Below are 21285 nucleotides of genomic sequence, written 5' to 3' on the forward strand. Positions count from 1 at the left end.
GGTGGAAGTCCGCTGGCTCGCTATGGGCGAGGACGACCTGCCCGCCGGTGAACAATGGCTGACGCCGGCGGAGGCGGCCAGCCTGGCCGCGCTGCGGTTTACCAAGCGGCGCAGCGAATATCTGCTCCGGCGGCTGGTCGCCAAGCACGCCGTCGCCGCGGTGAGCGGCCGGCCCACCGACCCGGCGGCCCTCGCCGGCATCGAGATCCGCAACGCGCCCAGCGGCGCCCCATACGTGTGCGTCGAGGGAACCACGCTCGAGTTGGAGGTGTCGATCACCGACCGCGCGGGTTGGGCGGTCTGCGTGGCGCGCCCGGCGGCGGGCGAGGGCGCGGAGTCGCCGGTCGGCTGCGACCTGGAGCTGGTGGAGCCACGCACACCGGGCTTCGTTCTCGACTTCCTCACCGCGACCGAGCAGGAACTCGTTGCCTCGCGCGCCGCCGGCGAAGAGCGAGACATGGCGGCGAACCTGATCTGGTCCGCGAAAGAAAGCGCGCTCAAGGTGTTGCGCACCGGACTGCGCCGGGACACCCGCTCCCTGGAGGTGGCGCTGGCGGCCCCGCGCGGTGACGGCTGGGGCGAGCTGACGGTGCGCGCCGCGGAGGGGACGGTATTTCCGGGCTGGTGGCGGCGAGACGGTCGTTTCGTGCTCACGGTGGCCACTGAGGTGATCGCGGCGGCGGCCGAACCGCCTGCCGCCCTTGGCGATCCCGGCGTGCTGGCGGCGGCCCAACCGCGGCATTCTTGGCTCGACCGGCCGCTACAGGGTTGACATTCCCCGGTCTAGCGCGTCGACGAGGTAGGGCCGCAGCCCGCGGGCGGTGATGATGTGGTTGACCGAGCCGACCGCCAGCGCGCGCTCGACCGTGTGCACGCGATCGAACTCGTCGGCCACTTCGCTGAGCTTCTCGGCGTGGACCGCCGCCGTGAGCTCGGCGAGGTGGGCCCGCGCGCTCGCGGCATCGGAACCCATTGCGTCGCGGGCTGTTTCGGTGGCCTCGCGGACTCGCGGATCGGAATCGGTGCGCGCCTCGACGTCCCGGACAAAGACGGTCGCGGCCGCCGGTGCACCGCCGATCACGGAGGCGAATGAGCCCTCGACGGCGGCGATCTCCAGCCGGTCGTTGAGTTTCGTCGAAAAGACCACGAACGCGCCGCCGTGGTAGCGGGACACCACGACGAAGACGATCGGCCCGCGGAAATTCGTCACCGCGCGGCCGATTTCGGCCCCGTATTCCAGTTGCCAGCGCCGCATGGATTCCGGCGAGCCGTCGAAACCGGACAGGTTAGCCAGCACGACGACCGGGCGGTTGCCGCTGGCCGCGTTGATCGCGCGGGCGAGCTTGCGGGACGACTGGGGAAACAGCGTTCCCGACGACCACGAGGTGGGGCCGCCCGCGGGCACGAATCCGCGCCGGGGCACGGTGTGCGACTCGATTCCGAGCAGGCACACCGGGATTCCGCCGATGTGGGCGTCCCACACGATCGCGGTCTCCGCGCCGCGCCAATGACTCCAGCGTTCCAGCGGCGCGGAGTCGGCGTCGGCCGCGGCCCGCATCACCGAGCGCATGTCGAACGGTTTCTTCCGCTCGGGATTGTGTTCGGCGGAGAAGATTTCGCCAACCGTTGCCATGTCGCATCCGGAGTGCGGCGCGGATCGCACGTCACGGTCCACCGGGTCGGTGGTGGTGCGCCGGCGCGGCCACCGCTCGCCGGGCAGCACGTAGGTGTACTCGTAATGGCGCAGCAGGATGTCGCAGGCGTCGGCCAGCGTGGGAGCCCAATACTGGCCCTGTCCGTTGGGTCCCATGATGCGGTCGAAACCGCCGATACCGAAGTTGTCTTCGGCGGACACCCCGCCGGAAAAGTCCAGTGCCTGTTTACCGGTCAGCACCATCGCGCTGGCCGGCGTCATCACCAGGATGCCCCGCGTGTGCATCAGCATCGTCGACTCGCCGTTCCAGTACGGCTGCGCGCCCACGTTCACCCCGGTGACAACGATGTTCACCTCCCCGCCGGACTGGGTGAACTCGATGAGACGGCGCAGGACGGCGGCGATCCAGTCCATGTTCTCCGTGCCGCTGTCCATCGCGATCTTCGCCCCGGAAGACAGCGCGAACCACTCGACCGGCACCCGCATCCGCTCGGCCAGATCCAGCGCAGCGATGATGCGCCGGCATTCCGGCTCGGCCAGGTTGCCCAGTCCGCGGGTCGGATCGCCGAACAGCGCCACCCGGGTCATGCCCTCCGGGATTTTCTCGGTGTCGTTGCCGAGCAGGCCGACGACGATGTTGGCGCTGTTGTTCCCGTACGGCCGCGACACCGGTGCCAGGCTGCCCTGCTCGTCCAGGTCGTGCTCGACGAACCGCCCGGCGGGAAACCGGGATACGGCCCCGGGCGGAGGCGTGAGCATCCGCACGATCTCGTACGGATAGGGAGCACCAAAGCGATTGGCGCGCAATAGCTTCTGCTGATACGCCGTCAACGGGCGGACGGGCTGCTTGTCCGGCGGGCGTTCGCGTATCGTCATGCCCCCGTCTAAGCCCTCCAGGTCGAGCACGGCATCGCGACCGTCGGGGTAGCGCACACGCAGCACCACCTTCTCCAGCCCGGCGCCGACCGCCAGCGGTGCCAACGATCCGGCCAGTTCGTCCCACGCCGCGCGGGAAACCTCCCACGGGGGCCGCACGTAGAGCACCATCCGGTTGGTGGCCGGCCGGTTGCGCGCCTCGAACGTGGTCAGCGCTTCCTGCATCGCCGATAGAGCCAGCAGACCCATCAGCTCCAGGCGCGGGTATCGCACCGCGCCGCCCGCGGCCCGCACCGGCGTCAGGTCACGCACTTCTGCGAGCGCGAAAAGCCGGTGATCGGTGGGATTGTCGTGGGCCACCGCGTGGAACACGTACACGTCTTCGGCCGAGCGCAGCCGCCGCAGTTCGAAGTTCGCCAGCCGCCACAACTCGAGCCGCTTGGCCAACATCGGATGCAGATTGCGATAAAGCGCGTCCTCGACGAATTGACCGTCCCGCTGCCGGTAGGTCACGTGGTGGGTGCGGAAGCGCTCCGGCGCGGCCCCGTCGAGGGTTGTCACGGTCAGATCCAGGCGCCACAACAGGCGCCCGAAATGGCATCCGGCGAGCAGCTTTTCGGCTTCCGCGATGACGGTGTCGATATCCGCCGCCTCGCCGTGCCGCCACAGCTCCAAATCCACCACGACCTGCCGATCGGGGTCGGCGGTCCGCAACTGCCCGGCGATCGCCGCGGACAGCTCGGGCAGTTCTGCCCAGGGCGCGTACGCCGTGACCAGGTGAACGTGCTTGCTCTCGAAGTTGTAGTCCGCACTGCCCAACATCCATCCGTCATGTTCACCGACGGCCACGTTGCGCAGTCGCCGGATCCGGTAGAACCGGCGGATGTACACCTCCGCCAACACCCGGTGCAGCCCCGGGTCGCGGCTGGAACGCCATCGCCGCAGCAGCTCGGCACGCAGCGGCTGCGGGCATGCGACGAGGCGGTCGATCCGGCGGGACCGGCCGGCGCCGTCGGGTTCGTCCCGCAGCGCATCGAGATCGCGCTGCACACGGGAGTACTCGTGGGTGACGGTCGCCGCCAGCAGCGGCTCGTCGAAGTAGTGGAACCGCACATCGCGAGCCAGGTCCGCGACGTTGCGCTGGCGACCCTGCATGGCCGCCAGCCGGTCAAGCCGGGACCGCATCTCGGGGTCGGCCACCTTCGCCAGCTCGGCACGGTGGCGGAGTCGGCGCTCGAGGATGGCGGTCACCGCCCCGGCCAGCTCGCCGACCCGGCGAAATGAGCGGAACATCCAGACAACGGCTTCCTCGAGCTCGGGCGTGCGTTCCAGCCCACGCACCCCGTACCGCGATAGCGCGTGCTCCAGCCGGCGCCGATACGAGTCCGGCAGCCCGGCCCGGTCCGCGTCCAGCCACTGCAGGAACGACAGCAGGTACTCCCGAGTACTGCCGTCGACGAGCGCCTCCTCGGGCTCGACCTCGCCGCGCGGCCGGTACAGCGACCCGACGTCGATGAACAGGTCCAGCAAGCTGTCCTCGCAACGCAACAGGTCGGTGTCGGTGGGCGTCGCGATCTCGCCCAGCCGGCGCTGCCGGCTCAGCATGGCCTGAACCGAGGTGGGATCCAGGTCGTAGCCGAGCAGGTAGGAGCGCAGCGCGCCGTACACGCGCTCGCACGCCGGCGTTCCGGGTGGCTCCGCGACGCGCAGGCCGGTGAAGTCGACAGCGGCCGCGCCGACGCGCTGACGGGCGTCGGACGTCGCGATGCGGACCACCGGCGCTCCCGCTTCCACCTGCACGTTCGCGCCGGCTTCGACCGAGGCGACGGTGCCGGCGAACGGCGCTGTGAGAGTGGTTTCCATCTTCATGCTCTCCAGCACGGCGAGCCGGTCGCCCTCGACGACCTGGTCACCGGGCTCGACGAGGACCGAGACCACGAACGCGGGCCCGGGGCTGCGCACCAGGCCCCCGTCGTCGCGCGACACGGTGTGCGCGACGCCGTCGATCTCGACGCGCAGGGTGGCACCTTCCACCACCGACAGCACCCGGTGCGCCACGCCGCCGACCACCACCCGCCGCTCGTAGCCGTCGCGGTCGGAGACCGTGACGTCCGCGGTGCCGGCGCCGGTGACGCGGTAGGTACGGGCACCGGTGCGGTAAACGTCCACGATGTATCGCTGGCCCCGGTAACGCAGGCGGCATCGGTGTCCCACCTCTGCCGAGGTTTCGGCACCGCCGCGGGCGGCGCGGGCGTGGAACGCGGCCCGCTCGGCGGCCTCTTCAAGGTCGTACGACTCCACGGCGGCGACCAGCAGGGCGACCGGGTCCGGGGCGGGCAGGTGCGCCCCCTCCGCGGTCAGCCGGTCCAGCCAGTGGTTGTCGAAACACCCGTCGCGCACCTCCGGTCGATTGAGCAAGCTCAGCAGGAACGAGCGGTTGGTGGTGCCACCTTCCACCACGATCGTGGTGTCGAGCAGTGCACGACGCAGCCGGGCGAGGGCCTCGGTGCGGTCACTTCCCCAGGCGACGATCTTGGCGATCATCGAGTCGAAGTCGGGCGGGATCCGGTCCCCTTCACGCACGCCCGCGTCGACGCGGATCCCGTTGCCGGTCGGCAGGCGCAGGCAGGTCAACCGGCCCGGCGCAGGGGTGAACGCCTCCTCGGGATCCTCGGCGCATACCCGGGCCTCGATCGCATGCCCGAACACCTGCGGCGGCGCGCCGACCAGCCGCCCGCCCCGAGCCACGTGCAGCTGCAGTTTCACCAGGTCCAGCCCGGTGGTCACCTCCGTCACCGGGTGCTCGACCTGCAGCCGGGTGTTGACCTCCATGAACAGGAAGTCCCCGGTGCCCGGGTCGACCAGGAACTCCACCGTGCCGGCGTTGCGGTAGCCCGCCGCGGCGGCCAGGCGTACCGCCGCTTCGCGGATCGCCCGCTCCCCCTCGGCGTCGAGCACCGTTGACGCCGATTCCTCCAGCACCTTCTGCCTGCGGCGCTGCAAGGTGCAGTCGCGGACCCCTGCCGCCCACACGGTGCCGTAGTGGTCGGCGATCACCTGTACTTCGACGTGACGGGCGGCCGGCACGAGCTTCTCCAAAAACACCGTCGGGTCACCGAACGCCAGCTGCGCCTCGGCCCGCGCCGAGGGCAGTGCCGCGGCGAGTTCGGCGGGGCTGTAAACCGTTCGGATCCCGCGGCCGCCTCCGCCGGCGGCCGCCTTGACCAGAAGCGGATAGCCGAGCGTGGTCGCGAGTGCGCTGGCGTGGGCCACGTCGTCGACCGGCCCGCCGCTCCAGCACACCACCGGGACGTCCACCTGCTCGGCGAGCCGTTTGGCGGCCACCTTGTCCCCGAGCCGCCGGATGGTGGCGCTGCCCGGCCCGACGAAGACGATGCCGGCCTCCTCGCACGCCTGCGCGAAAGACGCGTGCTCGGCGAGGAATCCCCACCCGACCCACACGGCGTCGGCCGCACTCTCGCGCAGCGCCGCCATCACCGCCGGCTGGTCGAGGTAGCGCGACCGGCGGGTGCCGTCGGCCGGGTCGGCGAAGGTCGCGGTTCCCAGCAGCACGGCCTCGTCGGCCTGGCGCACATACCAGGCGTCGGCGTCGGCGTCCGTATAGAACACGATGGTCCGGATGGGCGGTTGGTCCCCGGCCTGATTGAGTTCGGCCACCGCGGTCAGCGCGCGAACCGCGGGTTCACCGCGGTTGACGATCGCCAGCCGGCGAATCTCGTTGTCCATAGCGAACTTCCCTCAGCCGCGCATGACAGCGCGGATCGGGGCGACGACGTCCGCGGGCGGTGGCTGCGGCAACGGCACGGTGCGGTATCCGTCGAGCCGCAGCACCGGCCTGCCTTCGTCGTCGCGGACGGTGCAGACGAAACCGCCGCGCCCGTCCGGCCGCGCGGTCGCTACGAGCCCGGCCCCTTCGGTCGGGGTCCCGTTCAGGTGCAGCGCATCGACATGCAGCGGCAGGGCCAGGACACCCTCGGTGCCGGCCTCGAACAGCCCCACGGTCTGGAAGCACAGCTCGACGAGTCGCGGCCCGATCAGCACCGGCTCGCCGGTTTGCGGTGGCAGCTCGGCGGCGAATCGGGCGGCCGCGCCGTCGTCGCACCTCCACGCCGAACCGACCACCCGATAGGCCGGGCCGTGGAAGTAGAGCCGGTAGACCTGCTCCGGGCTCAGGGCGGGCACTTCGCCACCGCCAGCAGCGCCGCCGTCGGCGAGGGTCGCCGGCTCGGCCGTCAGCCGCACCGAGCCGGTGAAGTGCACGGTGCGCTGCGGCTGGTCGCTGCCGGGCAGTGTGCGTTCGGCCGACAGCCGGCATTCGGCGACGAGGTCGTCCCCGTCGGGGCGTACCAGGGCCGTCACCGTCAGGGTGCGCGGCTCGTCCCGATAGAACTTGAGCGGGGCCCGGAAGTCGACGTTCTCGATGGCGGCGACGTGCAGGTCGGGCGCCAGCAGCCGCGCGGCTTCGGCGAAGGTCTCCATGCCCATCACGCCGGGCAGCACCGGTGTGCCCTCGATGCGGTGGTGATCCAGGAACGGCCGGGTGGCCGGGTCGAGGGTGGTGTGCAGCACCAGCCCGTCGTGCACACTGGCGCGGACGACCTCGCCGATCATCGGACCGTCCGGCGTCAGCGAGGCCGGGTTGACGCCGCCGGTGTCGTGCGGTTCGGCGGTGAGCCCACCGAGCGCCCCGGCGACGACGACCTCGCCGTCGGTCAGGCCGGCGCCCAGTTCGCGCCTGATCCACGCCACCCCCGCCTCGGGCGGCAGCATCTCGACCCCGGCGGCCGCCATGATCTTCGGGATCGATCCGCGGGTGGCCATGCCGATGCCGCCCCAGGCGGTCCAGTCGATCGCCAGCGTCCTTACCTCCGGACGGGTGCGGCGCAAATTGCTCAGGATCTTGCACTGCAGGTCGTTGGCGGCGCTGTAGTCGGTCTGGCCCATGTTGCCGAACCGGCCGGCGACCGAGCTGAACGCCACGACGGCGCCCAGCGGAAGGTCGGCATGCAGCACGTTGAACAACCCGTCACCCTTGACCCCGAGCACCAGGTCGAACTCGGCGGGCTCCTTGTCGGGGAGCCCGTGGCTGACCTCGACCCCGGCGGCGTGCAGCAGGACGTCGACGCGGCCGCTGGCCTCCCGCACCTGCGCCATCACTTCGTCCACCGCGGCCGCGTCGGTGAGGTCGACGCTGTGGTAGCGCGCCGAACCACCGGCGGCCTCGACGGCACGAATTGCGGCCAGCGCGGCCTGCAGGCGCTCCAGGCGGGCCAGTTCCCGCTCGATCAGGACCGGTGTCGGGCGCTCGCCCCGCGCGCGCATCCGATCCGCCAGTTCGACCTTTAACCCGTCGCGGTCTTCGGTGTACCGGCGCAGGTCGGGGTCTGCCGGGTCGGGTTCCGGAGTGAGGTCCAGCAGGTGGAAGGTGCCCCGCCAGGCCGCGGCGAGATCGGCGGTGATCGCCGACACGATGCTGCCGGCGGCCCCGGTGACGAGGAACACCGGGTCGGGGCCGAGAGGCTCGCTCGCCTCGGCGGAGAACGGTCGCTCCGCGAGCCCGACGCCCCAGCGGCGGCCATCGGCGTGACCGACCTCGACGCAACCGGGGTCGCGCAGGGTCTCATCGATCAGCGCGTCGGCCAGCGCCGCGGTCTTGCGGTTGACCGGGAAGTCGACGGCCTTCACCAGCGCCTCGGGGCGCTCGCGCCGGTACGCCTTGGCGAACCCGGTGACCGCGCCACCCAGGGGGCAGGTCGCCCCGGTCGCGTCGTAGCCGTGGTATCCACCCAGCCGGGTGGCCACGACCAGGAACGGGCTGCGCTCGTACAGGTGCCGCATGGTGGTGTAGAGGTTGCGCACCCGGCGCCGCAACGCTTCTCGCCAGCCGGCGAGGTCCAAGCGCTCCAGCGGGCCCTCGTCGTCGAGGGCCGCCAGCCAGTAGACGCCGTCGACCTCGTCGCTCAGGACGGCGCTGACGTCGTCGTCGGGCCGCAGCGCGACCACGTCGACGCCGAGCCGGGTCAGCCGGGCAGTCAGCGCATCGGCGACGCCGCCTTCGTCGCCCATGACGGCGACGCGCGTGCCCTTGCCGAGCGTGACTCCGGTGGGCACGCAGGCCGCGAGCTCGGGTCGCAGCGCGGGTACGGGCACCCGTCGGGTGATCCGGTCGGTGGCGGCAACGTCGCCCTCGATGGTCGGCGGCACCGCGACGGCGCTTTGCGCCGCCTGCGCTGCCTCAGCGGGCGCTTTTGGGTGGGCCTGCGCCTCCGCCTTGTCGCGGATCCAGGCGATCACATGGTTCAGCGTCGGAAAATCACGAAGCTTGAGGTTCTCATCACGAGCCACCCCGTAGTGCCCCCGGATCGCAGCGAAAATCTCGGCCTGCTTGACCGTGTCCACCCCAAGATCGGCCTCCAAATCCAAGTCCAGATCCAACAATTCACGCGGATAGCCGGTCAACTCGGCCACCGTGCCCACCACCACATCGATGACGTCGTCCCCAGCCGGGACCGCCGGGGCGGCCGCCACCGGGGCCGGCGCCGGGGCCGACGCCTCGGCGGGAGGAGCCGCCACACCGGCCTTGTCGCGGATCCAGGCGATCACATGGTTCAGCGTGGGAAAATCACGAAGCTTGAGGTTCTCATCACGAGCCACCCCGTAGTGCTCCCGAATCGCAGCGAAAATCTCGGCCTGCTTGACCGTGTCCACCCCAAGATCGGCCTCCAAATCCAAGTCCAGATCCAACAATTCACGCGGATAGCCGGTCAACTCGGCCACCGTGCCCACCACCACATCGATGACGTCGTCCCCAGCCGGGACCGCCGGGGCGGCCGCCACCGGGGCCGGCGCCGGGGCCGACGCCTCGGCGGGAGGAGCCGCCACACCGGCCTTGTCGCGGATCCAGGCGATCACATGGTTCAGCGTGGGAAAATCACGAAGCTTGAGGTTCTCATCACGAGCCACCCCGTAGTGCTCCCGAATCGCAGCGAAAATCTCGGCCTGCTTGACCGTGTCCACCCCAAGATCGGCCTCCAAATCCAAGTCCAGATCCAACAATTCACGCGGATAGCCGGTCAACTCCGCCACCGTGCCCACCACCACATCGATGACCTCGTCCCCCGCGGGCACCGCCGCCGACAGCACGGCCGGTTCCGGCGCCGACAGCACGGCCGGTTCCTGCGCCGGGGCGGGCACCTCGGCGGCTACCGGAACCCGCGGGGCCGGCACCGGCGCTCCGGTGTCCACGATCCGCAGCCGGTGCTGCACGATCTCCAGGTCGGCATCGGGCCTGCCCGACACCTGCGCGAGCCAGCGCCGCCAGGCGGTGCGGTCGATGATCCGGTACTCGTAACCGAGTTCGTCCGGGGGCCGGTGACGGCCGTCGGGAACCGGGGTCCAGCGCAGTAGCGTCATCGCGATCTGTGAACCGAACCCGGCGCCCAACCGGAGCGCGTATTGCACCGGATAGCTTCCGCCCACCGACAGGTTCAGCCGGCCCAGCTCCGGGTCGGGTTCCTTGAAGTTCGGGACGGGGGGAACCAGCCCGGTCTCCAGCGACTTGATCGCCACGATGTCCTCGATGCCGGCGCCCATCGCGTGCCCGGTGAAGCCCTTGGTGTTGGTGATGACCACGGCGTCTGCGTCAGACCCGAAAACCCTTCGCAGGGCATTGATTTCGGCCGCGGCGCTGCCCCCGCGGGCCGGCGTGTATGTCTCGTGTGAGACGAACACGGTGTTCGGCGCGATGGCGTGGCGGTCCACGCCGCGAGCTTCGGCCTGGGCAACCAGGTGTTCCATGACGCCGCCGATGTGCTCGACGTCGAGCCTGGTGCCATGGAAGGCGCTGTTGGCGGTGACGGTGCCGAGGACCTCGCAGATGGGTTGCAGCCCGCGTTCGGCGGCGGACTCGGCGGACTCCACCACGAAGGCGGCCGCGCCCATGCCGAGAATCATGCCGTGCCGCCGCCGGTCGAACGGAGTGGCGGCCTCCTCGACGATGTCGTCGGTGGCGGCGGCGCCGGACGCCAGGAAGCCGGACCCCAGCCAGGGCAGCAGGGCGTCGGAGCTGGCGTCGTCGGCGGAGACGACGATCACCCGGCGGCAGCGGCCGACCCGGATCCAGTCCTCGGCGAGCGAGGTCGCCTGCGTGGTGCTCGCGCATGCGGCATTGACCTGCGTGTTGGGCCCGCGCGCGCCGATGATCTCGGCGAATTGTGAATGGCCCATCGCCAGGCAGCGGAAGATGAACCGGCGGTCGAACCGGTACGGGTTGGACTCGCACGCGTGACGCAGCTCGTGGATGCGCCGGTCGACCTCCGTCACGGCCGGTTCGTCGCCGCTCATCCGGGCGCGCACCGCCTCCAGTGCGAGGAGATGCTCCCGGTTGCTCCGGTCGACGTAGTAGTGCTCGAGGTCGCGGGCGAAGTTGTCGTAACCCGGGAACGCGGAGGCGAAGATGACGCCGGTGTCGTCGCGCATCGAGTCGGGCAGCCCCCACCGGTCGGGCAGCTGGGTGCCCAGCGTCGTGGTCTTGTAGTGCATGACCAGCGGGATTCCGGCGTCGCGCAGCGCGTCGAAGCCCGCCCCGATCGCCAGCTTGGTGGTCGAGTCCAGCGCGGCATCGCGGGCGGTGTCGACCGCGAACTCGGCGACCACGTCCAGCGGTGCGCTGCGCCCGGCCAGTTTGATGACGTCGGCCTCGTTGTCGATCGTCTCGAACGTGGGGTCGCCCGATTCCCGCTTGACCAGGCGGGTGATGTGCCGGTCGAGCATCGACCGGCGGAGCCGGTGCGGGATGGTGTCGATGAACTGTTGACCGTCGAGGATCCGGGCGACGTTTTCGTCGTCGAAAACGCGCTCGACACCGGGCAGCCCAAGCGCCGCACCGGTGATCACCACCGGTGCTTCGCTGATCATCGCGGATCTCCCATCCGGCATTGCGGCTTGCGGGGCGCTCGCCACGGCGGCGGTGGCCGTACCCGCCGCGGCAGGCGAGCCGAATCCCAGCCCGGCGGCATACAGCCCGCACAGCGCCCGGTTGAACGAGGCGACATCGCCGGTTTTCGGGTGATTGGTGAAGAGCGCCAACACATCGTCACCGAGCACGTCTTCGACGAAGCCGTGCAGCGCCTTCTTCGGGCCAACCTCGACGAAGACGCGGGCGCCCGCGTCGTACAACGTGCGCAGTCCGTCGACGAACCGCACCGGCGAGGCCACCTGACGGGAGAGCAGGTCCAGCACGGTGTCGAGGTCGGCGTCCGCCGGATAGAAGTCACCGGTCACGTTGGACACCACCGGCAGCCGGGGCGCGCTCATGCCGAGCCGGCGCAGGGCGGTCTTCAGTGGTTCGCTGACCGGCGCGACGATCGCGGTGTGGAACGCGTGGCTGACCGGGAGGCGGGAGGCGCTCATGCCGGCGGCCTGCAGTGCGGCGACGGCACGCTCGACGGCGTCGGTGGCGCCGCCGATGACAGCCTGATTGGTGCTGTTGATGTTGGCGACGACGACGTAGCCGTCGGTGGCCCCGACGATCCGCTCGATCTCGGACAGCGGACCGGTCACGGCCGCCATCGCACCGTTGTCGGGACCGGGCAGGTCGGCCATCGCCCGGCCGCGGACGCTGGCGGCTTCCAGGGCGGCGTCCAGCGACAGCGCGTCGGCGGCCATCAAGGCGCCGTATTCGCCCAGGCTGTGGCCGATCACCATGTCCGGCCGCACGCCGTAGGCATCGAGCAGCCGGGCCAGGGCGAGATCCGTGGCCAGGACGGCCGGCTGGGTGATCTCGGTTTGCATGAGTTGCTGCGAGAGCCGTTGCGCAACAGCCTCATCGGTGCTGTCGGTGAAGATGTAGTCGGTGAGCGGCTTGTCCAGCAGATGTCTGGTGACGCGGTCGGCTTCGTCGAACATCGCTTGGACGATCGGCTCCCGGGCGCGCAGGTCGGAAAGCATGTTGACGTATTGCGAGCCCTGACCGGTATAGAGGAACGCGACCTTGCCCGGTGCGCCGCGGCCGACGAAGACGCCCTGCACCCGCAGCATCCGCCACACGGCCGGGTCACCGTGCCGCAGCGCGCCGGCTGCCTTCGTCGCCTTGGTGGCGAGGTCGGCCGCGTCGGCATAGTCGATGGCAACCCGAACGGGCGCGCTCGCCAGGGTGGGGTCCGGTGGGGCCACCGCGGGGGCCTGGCCGGCCGACGCCCGTGCGGCAAGCCGGTCCAGCTGTGCGGCGACGTCGGAGTCATCCGCGCCGCCGACCACCGCCGCGCCCCGCAGCGGGGCCTTCGCCGCGACGGGTGCGTCCGTCGCCGGCGCGGAGCGCTGCTCGATGGTCGCGCCCGGGTAGGAGCGGGCCTCCCCCGGCGGGCGATGCCGACCGGGCACATACTCCTCGAGCACGGCATGGAAATTGGTGCCGCCGAACCCGAAAGAGCTGACCCCGGCGCACCGCACCCCGTTGTCCGGTGCCGGCCATTCGCTCAGTTCGGTGTTGACCCGGAACGGGATGTCATTCCAGTCCACGTTGGGGTTCGGCTGCTCGAAATGCAGGCTGGGCACCAGCACCTTGTCGTGCAGGCTGAGCACCGTCTTGAACAGGCCGGCGGCACCGGCCGCGCCCTTGAGGTGGCCGATGTTGGACTTGACCGAGCCCAGCGCGATCGAACCGGGCTGCGCGCCGGCCTTACCGAAAACGTCTGCGAGGCTGGCCAGTTCGGTGGCGTCACCCACCCGGGTGGACGTCCCGTGTGCCTCGACGCAGGTTGCCGCCGCCGGATCGAGGCCGGACACCGCCCAGGCGCGCTCCACCGCGAGCCGCTGGCCCACCGGATTGGGCGCGGTGATGCCCTTGCCACGACCGTCACTGGAGCCGGCGATGCCGAGCAGCACCGCGTAGATCCGGTCGCCGTCGCGTTCCGCGTCGGACAACCGCTTGAGGACGAACAGCGCTGCGCCCTCACCCATTACGAAGCCGTCGGCGCCCGCGTCGAATGGGCGGGTGCCGGTCGCCGACAGCGCACCGATCTTGCAGAACTTCACGAACCCCGCCGGGTCCATGTTGCGGTCGAGGCCGCCGGTCACGGCGGCATCGAAGTCGCCGGCCTGCAATCCCCGCACGGCGGCCGACATGGCGGCCAGTCCCGAGGCGCAAGCCGCGTCGGTGGTGAAGTTGGGGCCGCGGAAGTTGAACAGGTTCGCCACCCGGCCCGCTGCCACGTTCGCGAGCTCGCCGGGCATGGTGTCCTCGGTGATTTCGGAGATTCCACCCAGGAACGAGGCCCGGGTCTCGGCGAGCACGGCGTCGCGCACCGGTTCCGGCAGCGCCGCGAATGACGGTGCGGTGCATAACTTTTGAATCATCGCCGGAAACTGGATCCGCAGGTTGGTCCGGTGCTGCTTGTCGCCGCCGATGGCGCTGCCGATGATGACCGCCACTCGTTCGGGGTCCACCGTCCAGTCGGGCCACCCGGCTTCGAGCAGGGCGGAACGGGCGGCCGCCACCACCCACTTCTGACCGTCGTCCATCTGCGCGCTGACCGCCGGTGGGATGGGTAGCCGCCACGCCAGCGGCTCCCACGTGAAGTCGCGGACCCACCCACCGATTCGGGAGTAGGTCTTGTCGGGCGCGTGGGGGTCGGGGTCGTAGTAAAGCTCCGGATCCCAGCGCTCGGGCGGCACGTCGCTGATGCTGTAGCGGCCGGCCTTGATGTTGGCCCAGAAGGTGGCGGCGTCGGGCGCGTCGGGCATGATCGCGCTGACGCCGACCACTGCGATCGGCTCCTGTTGCGTGGTCGTCATGATGATCCGGCCTCTCTTCGATACAGCGCGTCCCCCACCCGGTCCATGTCATCCAGCAGGCCGGCCTGGGCGGCCCGCACCCGGTCGAGCGGCAGCGCGACGGCGAGGTCGGACCCGGTCCCGGCGCCGGTCACCCACCGTGAGCCCTCCTCGGCGACCTTCAGCGCCGCGTCGCGCGCGAAAACCCGGCTGATGGCGGCCAGCGCGGCCGCGTCGAAGCGGGTGTCCGATTTCTCCGGCAACGCACCGGTTGCCGCCGCGGCGGCGCGGCGGGCCAGTGCGCCCGCGCACTCGGCGTAGCTGATCAGTTCGCCCAGCCGCAACAACACGTGCTGGCTGCGCGTTAGCCGGCCGACGCGGCACGATTCCAGCACGGCGGCAAGGCATTCCAGCGCCAGCGCCGCCGTGGGCCCGCCACATTCACCGGGGACATCGTCAAGTGCGCGAGCCGCGTCGCGGTAATAGGCGCCGGACGTCTTGAGGTGCTGCTGCCAGCGGCCGCGCGCGATCGTCATCTCCATGATCTCCGAGGTGCCCTCGTAGATCGTGGTGATCCGGACGTCGCGCTTGATCTTCTCCACCAGGTACGGACGGGTGTAGCCGTATCCGCCGTGTGCCTGGATCGCGGCCTCGGCGGCCGCGTTACCGGCCTCGGTGGCCAGGTATTTGGCGATCGCGCCCTCGGTGTTGAGCGCGCCGCCGGCGCCCTCGCCGCTGTCGATCCGGGTCGCGGTTTCCTCGATGAACGCGCGTGCCGCCTCCAGCCGCACCGCATGCGGCACGATCAGCTTGTGGGTAAAGCCTTGCTTGTTCGAGAGCGGCGCGCCGCCCTGCACCCGCTCGGTGGAGTAGGTGATCGCCCGGTCCAGGGCCGACCAGCCGCCACCGAGCCCGAATGCGGCGACCATCACCCGCGTGTAGCCGAAAACCTGTTGGGCCTGGGCAAGTCCGTGGCCCTCCTCCCGGCCCACCAAGTGCTCCGCCGGGACCAGCACGTCATCGAGGAATAGCGCTGCGGTGTCGGACAACCGGATGCCGTGCTTGTCCTCCGGGGGCGCCGACGAGAAGCCGGGGGTGCCCTTCTCCACGACGAACCAGGACGGTCCGCCCGGCGCCAGGGCCAGGACGGAGTAGGCATCCGCGATGGAGCCGTTGCTGATCCACTGTTTGCGCCCGTTGAGCCGGTAGCCGGTCACCTGACCGTCGGTTTCCACCGGTGTGGCGGTGGTGTTCATCGCGGCCAGGTCGCTTCCCGCCTCGGGTTCCGTTGCGGCGTAAGCGAATAGAATGCCCCGTTCGGCGATGCGCCCCAGCCACTCCTTGCGCTGCTGCGCGGTCGCGCCGACGACGATCGGGTCGCTGCCGAGGAACGTGGCCAGCACGGCGGTGGCTACGCCGATGTCGAACCGGGCGAGTCGTTCGCAGACACGGTAGGAGTCGAACGCCCCGCCGCCGAATCCGCCGTACTCCTCCGGGATGAAGACCAGCTGCACGCCGAGGTCTTCACCGCACATCGCGCGAACGGTTTCCTCCGGGCAGACGTCGTCGTGGTCGAGGTCCAACCGGCGAGCGTCCGGCAGGGCCTCGGCGAGAAAATCATCGAGTGAGGCCAGCATCATTTCGAGGCTGTCGCGGTCCAGGCCGACGTCGGTGGTCATCGCTTTGCCCCCGGCCCCCAACTGGCCATGACGATCAAGCGCCACGTGCCAAACGCGGCGGACGACATGGACTTTTCCATTGAAAATGTCCTCCCTGGCAGGCAGTGACTCCCCTCCCACCGCTGCTTCTAGTCATTCTTTGACCCTCCGGGTATCGCGGACGAGAGCCGAAAGTCCTATTGCCGCAGGAGACAAGTCCTCGCTGGCCTGCATGAATTCGTTCTCGGCGGCATCGGTCAAGGTGTGCGTACACTCGGCGGGGTATTTAGTCCGACGGGGGGTTGGCGCGAAAGGGCGTGCATGACCGCCGTTGATGATCAGGGCCTGGGCTTTGCCGGGGTGGCGCGGCTGGCGCAGCTGGTGCGCGATCGCGAGGTTTCGCCGCGAGAGCTGGTGGAGTTCCACTTGGAGCGGATCGCTCAACTCGATCCGATTTTAAATGCGTTTCGGGTCGTGCTCGCCGAGCAGGCGCTGGCAGAAGCGGCGCAGGTCGAACGCCGGCTGGCCGCAGGCGAGGTGCTGCCGCTGGCGGGCGTGCCGATCGCGGTCAAAGACGACACCGATGTGGCGGGAGTGTCGTCGATGTGCGGCACCGCGATCGACACCGGCCCGGTGAGCCGCGACAGCGCCGCCGTGCGGCGCCTTCGGGAAGCCGGGGCGGTGATCATCGGCAAGACGAATCTGCCCGAGTTCGGCGCCGTCCCGATGTGCGAGTCCCCCACCTGGGGTGTTACCCGCAATCCTTGGCACCTGGAACGGACAACCGGAGGTTCCAGCGGCGGTTCGGCGGCGGCAGTGGCGGCCGGCATGGTGCCCGGCGCGCTGGGCACCGACGGCGGCGGGTCGGTTCGCATCCCGGCCGCGTGCTGCGGAGTGGTGGGCCTGAAGGGTCAGCGCGGGTGGATCAGCACCAAGCAATCGCCGGAGCGGGCCTACCGATTCCACGGGCTGCATCACATCGGTGCACTGGCCCGCAGTGTGGCCGACGCGGCGCTGCTGCACGACGCGATGGCAGGCCTGGAGCCCAACGACGAAATCGTCTCTGCGACACCGCCGCCGACACTCATCGAGGCGGTGTCGCGCGAGCCACGGCGCCTGCGGATCGCCATGTCCTTCAAACCGGTCATCCCGGTGCCGGTCAGCGACGAAGTGCGCCGACCGGTATTGGAGACCGCCGAGCTGCTGCGCTCGCTCGGCCACGAAGTCGTCGAGCGCGATCCGGTCTATCCGCCGGCCGCCGTCCTTTCGGTGTTCGCGCTGATGATGCACGGCCTCGCCGATGAAATCGAGCGGCTGCCCACACCCGAGCTGTTGGAGCGGCGGATTCAGGCCGAGGGACGTACCGCCCGGCTGATCCCCGACTGGCTGGCGCGCCGCGCGCTGGCCGCCCGCGACCGAATGAGCGAGCGCGGGCTGCGGCCCGTCGCCGATTTCGACGTGCTCTTGACGCCGGTATTGGGTAAGCCGCCGGTGCCCGTCGGGCACCTCGAGGGGCTGGGACCGACTCGCGCGATGGCGCGGGTGTTGGGGTTCATGCCATTCACCCCGACGCAGAACTACACCGGGCAACCGGCCATGTCGGTCCCGGTCGGAATCTCGCCGAACGGGCTGCCCGAAGCGGTCCATCTGGTGGGGCGGCCCAACGATGGGTTGACGCTCATTTCGCTTGCCGCGCAACTGGAGTCGGTGCGCCCGTGGGCACAGCACCGCCCACCGGCTGCGCGGTATCGCACACCGGCTTAGGGTTGGCTCCCCAAAGATCGTGCGTCGGTGGGCTGCGCGGGCCTTATTTATGTTGCGCTGCATGCGATTTGACCGGCGGACAATGCGTGGAATTGCATGACGAAAGACGTCTTATTTCGCCGCTAATGAATTCTTAGATACTCCAGAGCCCGGAAGGGACCCGTACCCCGAAACAGGCGCTAGGCTGACATAATCATCGCCGCATTTATCGCGGTGCTTCCCGTTGAAAGGTTATTCACATGGTCACGTCTTCGTGGACCAGATTGGCAGTCGCGACTGGTGGTCTGGCGTTATCCCTCGCCACTGGAGCCGGCATCGCGTCCGCGGATCCCGCTCCCGCTCCCGATCCCGATCTGGAACGGGTCATCAACTCGACCTGTACGTACGATCAGGCGACGGCGGCGCTCAACACGCAATATCCGGACGATGCCGCGAAATTCAACGGATCACCGATTGCGCAGGGCTTCTTGCATCAGTTCGTCGATTCGCCGCCCGATCAGCGCCGGCAATTGGCTGCGCAGATCCAGGGCATGCCCGACGCGCAGCCGTACCTCCAAACGATGAAGAACGTCGCGAAAATCTGCAACAAGTACTGAGCACCCGGGCCCGGGCCGCACCAGGCGCATTGGCCGGCCCGGGCCAGGTTGGACCAAGGGCCGAAGGGCCTCGGAATTTGGGCCGATTGGCGGGTTGTCGAACGGCGTGCGCGGGGTGAGGCTGTAGTTGTAACGAATCAACTACTGACCGAAAGAGGCGAGCTCCTTCAGATGTCGCCGAGACCGGCATCGACGCCTCAGTAAAGGGGGGTAAACAATGATCACTCCGTCGTTGGCCAAATTGGCCGTCGTACTTTGTGGACTGGCATTGCCGTTCACCAATGGAATCGGAGTCGCATCCGCCGACCCCGACATCACTCCGGCCGTCAACAGCCCGTGCAACTACCAGCAGGTGGTGGCGGCGCTGAATGCGGAGTTCCCGGGTCCCGCGGCGCAATTCAACGCTTCCCCGGAGGCCCAGGCCTGGTTGCACGATCTCGTCGCTGCGCCGCGGCCCAAGCGCCGGCAGTTGCTGCAGGACATGGGAAACAACCCCGACGCCGCCCCGTTCCACGGCATTGTCGTGCCGTTGGCCAACTCCTGCGGCAACTACTAGCTGTCCGCTGCGGGCTCGACGTTCTGGTTCAGCGCGAAGCGGTTGTCCGGATCGAGGCGAGCCTTCAGCTTGGCGAGTCGGCGGTAGGTTGCTTCACCGAAGCTCGCCCGGATGCGCAGCGGCCCTTCGTCGCCCACGAAATTGAGGTACACGCCGGTCGGACCGAGGGGGCGCAGCGTTTCGTACGCTTCATCCGTCCACAGTTTGCACCGTTCGGTGTCGGCGGGGTCCGTCCACGTGGTGATCAGGTGCACGATGTAGGGATAGTTGCGGGTCGAAAAGGCGGTCGCCTGCGGCGGAACGCGGCTCGCAACGCCGCCGAGCCGGATCAGGTGCACGTGCGTCTGCGGCGCGGGGCGCGTCCGCCCGAGCATCGCGATCCGCCGGATCGCGTCGTCGGATAGCTCCGTGAGAAAAGTCGACTTCCAATAGTTCAGCCGCCCGAACGGGGCCGTGTGGTCGAGGGCCTGTTGCCAAGTGGGATAGGCGACTTCGCGTTGCAGCGCCATCACCGGTTCGGTGGCCGCCCCGGCGACCTGCGCGAGCGCGCCGACGGCGGCCCGACCGATCTCGTCGGGTCTCGTCGAGCAGCTCAGTATCGTGACCAGCCGGCGCCCCGAGCCCTCATCGGTGCCGAAGTCGACGAGGGACGCGAGGTGGTCGTCGGCGTTGTTCATCTGGGCGCGAAAGTGTTTCAGCACGGCCTCGGCGTCGGTGTCGTCGTAGGCTCGCATGCCCCCGATGACCTGATCGACCGGGTGCAGATCGAGCACGAAGTGTGCGACCACCCCGAAGTTGCCGCCGCCGCCCCGCAGTCCCCACAGGACCTCCGCGTTCTGTGCCCCGCTGACGTACAGCACCTCCCCGTTGGCCAGCACGAGCTCCGCTGCGGTCAGATTGTCACAGGTCAGGCCGTATGCGCGGGCCAACCAGCCGACCCCGCCGCCGAGCGTGAAGCCGCCCACACCCGTCGTGGACACCACCCCGCCGGGGCAGGCCAGACCGTGGCGGCCGGTGACCCGGTCGATGTCGCGCCAGGTTGCGCCGGGCTGGACGACCGCGATCCGGTGCTCGGCGTCGACGACGACGCCGCGCATGAGGGAGAGGTCGATGAGGATGCCGCCGTCGGTCGAGGAGTGTCCGGCGACGCTGTGCCCGCTGCACCGCACCGCGATCTCGGCTCCGGAGCCGACGGCGTAGCGGACGGCGGCGACGATGTCCGCGCGGGAGCGGCAGCGCAGCACGACGGCGGGCCGCTTGTCGACGAGGGCGTTGAAAACCTGCCGCGCCGAGTCGTAGTCGTCGCTGCCGGGGTGGACTATGTGGCCGGTGAAGCCCGGTATCGCGTCGATCGCGCGTGTCATCTCCGTATGCGTGCCCGGGAATCCGCGGGTTGTTCCGGCAGGTAGTGGTTTTCCAGGTACCAGTCGTAGGCACTCTGGGCGGCCGTCCGAAACGGCGTATAGGGGACGCCCAATTCGGTGCGGGACTTGCTGCCGTCGGCGTAGATGCCAACGGACGACAGCCGCATCTGCTTGCCCCCGACGGGCAGTCGTGGGCCGACCACGAAGCGGGCCGCGCCCACGGCGGCCGCGGCCACCGGTATGGTCCACGCGGGGAGCACGACCCGCGGCCCGGGCCGGCCGGCTATGTCGTTGACGGTCGCGAAAGCCTCACGGAAGCTGAGGTTTTCGCCGGCCAGGATGTAGTGCTCACCGGCGCGTCCCCGCTCTGCGGCGGCGATGTGGCCCGCCACCACGTCGCCGACCGCCACAAAGTTGGTGCCCCCGGGTGCGGCGACCCGCAGCCGTCCCCGTGCGGCCTGGACGAACATCGCACTCTCCGTGCCGTTGAGGTCGCCCGGCCCGATGACGACCGACGGATTGACCGCCACGGCCGCAAGGCCGGCGGCGACGGCGAGGCGCAGCTCGGATTCGGCGAGGTGCTTGCTGTAGCCGTATGGAAACTGGCGCGGACGCAGGTTGAAGCGGTCGGACTCGGTGAGCAGGTGTCCGGGCTCCGGCACCCCGAGCGCGGCGAGGGAACTGGTGAGGACGAACCGTTTTACACCCGAGCGCAGGGCGGCGCCCAACATGTTGCGGGTACCGCCAATGTTGGTGCGGTAGAGGAGATTTTGCCCGCGGTAGCGCCAGTAGTCGGAGATCGCGGCGGTGTGGAACACCCAGTCGCAGCCGGCCATCGCGGCGGTGAGGGTGTCCATCTCGTCCAGCACGTCGCCGACGCACGTCTCGCAGTCCAGGCCGGCCAATGCAGCCAGCGACGACGTCGACCGCCGCAGCACGCGGACATCGATCCCTCGTTTGACCAAGGCGGCCACCAGGTTCGACCCCACGAACCCGGTCCCTCCGGTGACGAATGCGCGCATGG

The 21285-nt window shown here is 69.7% G+C and carries 9 protein-coding genes; 4 read left to right on the forward strand and 5 right to left on the reverse strand.

Annotated features, from left to right (window positions below; genetic code table 11):
* The first annotated feature begins 22 nt into the window (after nt 1-22).
* Nucleotides 23-772 carry a 4'-phosphopantetheinyl transferase superfamily protein gene (locus tag A5750_RS14990; RefSeq protein WP_156659577.1) on the forward strand — a complete coding sequence of 250 codons (750 nt, stop codon included), beginning with the start codon at nt 23-25 and terminating at the stop codon, nt 770-772.
* Here the strand turns inward: A5750_RS14990 and A5750_RS14995 are convergent.
* Genes A5750_RS14995 through A5750_RS15005 form a run of 3 tightly spaced genes read right to left on the reverse strand, consistent with a single transcriptional unit; the run spans nt 761 to nt 16002 of the window.
* Nucleotides 761-6277 carry a biotin carboxylase N-terminal domain-containing protein gene (locus A5750_RS14995; RefSeq protein WP_067263786.1) on the reverse strand — a complete coding sequence of 1839 codons (5517 nt, stop codon included), beginning with the start codon at nt 6275-6277 and terminating at the stop codon, nt 761-763. The genes A5750_RS14990 and A5750_RS14995 overlap by 12 nt on opposite strands.
* A gap of 12 nt (nt 6278-6289) precedes the next feature.
* Nucleotides 6290-14344, reverse strand: coding sequence for a type I polyketide synthase (locus A5750_RS15000; RefSeq protein ID WP_067263790.1), 8055 nt, complete (start codon nt 14342-14344; stop codon nt 6290-6292).
* On the reverse strand, nt 14341-16002 hold the full coding sequence (locus A5750_RS15005) for an acyl-CoA dehydrogenase family protein (RefSeq protein WP_066954577.1): 1662 nt from the start codon (nt 16000-16002) through the stop codon (nt 14341-14343). The genes A5750_RS15000 and A5750_RS15005 overlap by 4 nt, the downstream gene beginning before the upstream one ends.
* Before the next feature lie 300 nt (nt 16003-16302).
* Here A5750_RS15005 and A5750_RS15010 point away from each other — a divergent pair, with 300 nt between their 5' ends.
* From A5750_RS15010 to A5750_RS15020, 3 genes are all read left to right on the forward strand, one after another.
* Nucleotides 16303-17745: an amidase family protein gene (locus A5750_RS15010; protein ID WP_066954580.1), complete on the forward strand. Its 1443-nt coding sequence runs from the start codon at nt 16303-16305 to the stop codon at nt 17743-17745.
* Nucleotides 17746-17984: 239 nt separating this feature from the next.
* Nucleotides 17985-18341 (forward strand): hemophore-related protein, encoded by a 357-nt coding sequence (locus tag A5750_RS15015; RefSeq protein ID WP_066954583.1) that lies wholly within the window; start codon nt 17985-17987, stop codon nt 18339-18341.
* Between the two features lie 217 nt (nt 18342-18558).
* A complete protein-coding gene (locus A5750_RS15020; RefSeq protein ID WP_066954586.1) occupies nt 18559-18897 on the forward strand; it encodes a hemophore-related protein in 339 nt (112 codons plus the stop codon).
* Here the strand turns inward: A5750_RS15020 and A5750_RS15025 are convergent.
* Together A5750_RS15025 and A5750_RS15030 are read right to left on the reverse strand one after the other, a co-directional pair.
* The gene (locus A5750_RS15025) at nt 18894-20261 is read right to left on the reverse strand and encodes an FAD-binding oxidoreductase (RefSeq protein ID WP_066954589.1); all 1368 of its coding nucleotides are present in this window, start codon (nt 20259-20261) and stop codon (nt 18894-18896) included. The genes A5750_RS15020 and A5750_RS15025 overlap by 4 nt on opposite strands.
* Complete coding sequence (locus A5750_RS15030) at nt 20258-21283, reverse strand: NAD-dependent epimerase/dehydratase family protein (RefSeq protein WP_066954592.1); 1026 nt, start codon at nt 21281-21283, stop codon at nt 20258-20260. Before A5750_RS15030 ends, A5750_RS15025 begins: the two co-directional genes overlap by 4 nt.
* Nucleotides 21284-21285: the final 2 nt, after the last annotated feature.

Source organism: Mycobacterium sp. 852002-51613_SCH5001154, assembly GCF_001667425.1.
Lineage (GTDB): Bacteria > Actinomycetota > Actinomycetes > Mycobacteriales > Mycobacteriaceae > Mycobacterium.

Excerpts from the sequence above, each read along its gene's own strand:
- A5750_RS14990 (WP_156659577.1), top strand. The coding sequence starts at position 23 with ATGGGCGAGGACGACCTGCCCGCCGGTGAACAATGGCTGACGCCGGCG.
- A5750_RS14995 (WP_067263786.1), bottom strand. The coding sequence starts at position 6,277 with ATGGACAACGAGATTCGCCGGCTGGCGATCGTCAACCGCGGTGAACCC.
- A5750_RS15000 (WP_067263790.1), bottom strand. The coding sequence starts at position 14,344 with ATGACGACCACGCAACAGGAGCCGATCGCAGTGGTCGGCGTCAGCGCG.
- A5750_RS15005 (WP_066954577.1), bottom strand. The coding sequence starts at position 16,002 with ATGACCACCGACGTCGGCCTGGACCGCGACAGCCTCGAAATGATGCTG.
- A5750_RS15010 (WP_066954580.1), top strand. The coding sequence starts at position 16,303 with ATGACCGCCGTTGATGATCAGGGCCTGGGCTTTGCCGGGGTGGCGCGG.
- A5750_RS15015 (WP_066954583.1), top strand. The coding sequence starts at position 17,985 with ATGGTCACGTCTTCGTGGACCAGATTGGCAGTCGCGACTGGTGGTCTG.
- A5750_RS15020 (WP_066954586.1), top strand. The coding sequence starts at position 18,559 with ATGATCACTCCGTCGTTGGCCAAATTGGCCGTCGTACTTTGTGGACTG.
- A5750_RS15025 (WP_066954589.1), bottom strand. The coding sequence starts at position 20,261 with ATGACACGCGCGATCGACGCGATACCGGGCTTCACCGGCCACATAGTC.
- A5750_RS15030 (WP_066954592.1), bottom strand. The coding sequence starts at position 21,283 with ATGCGCGCATTCGTCACCGGAGGGACCGGGTTCGTGGGGTCGAACCTG.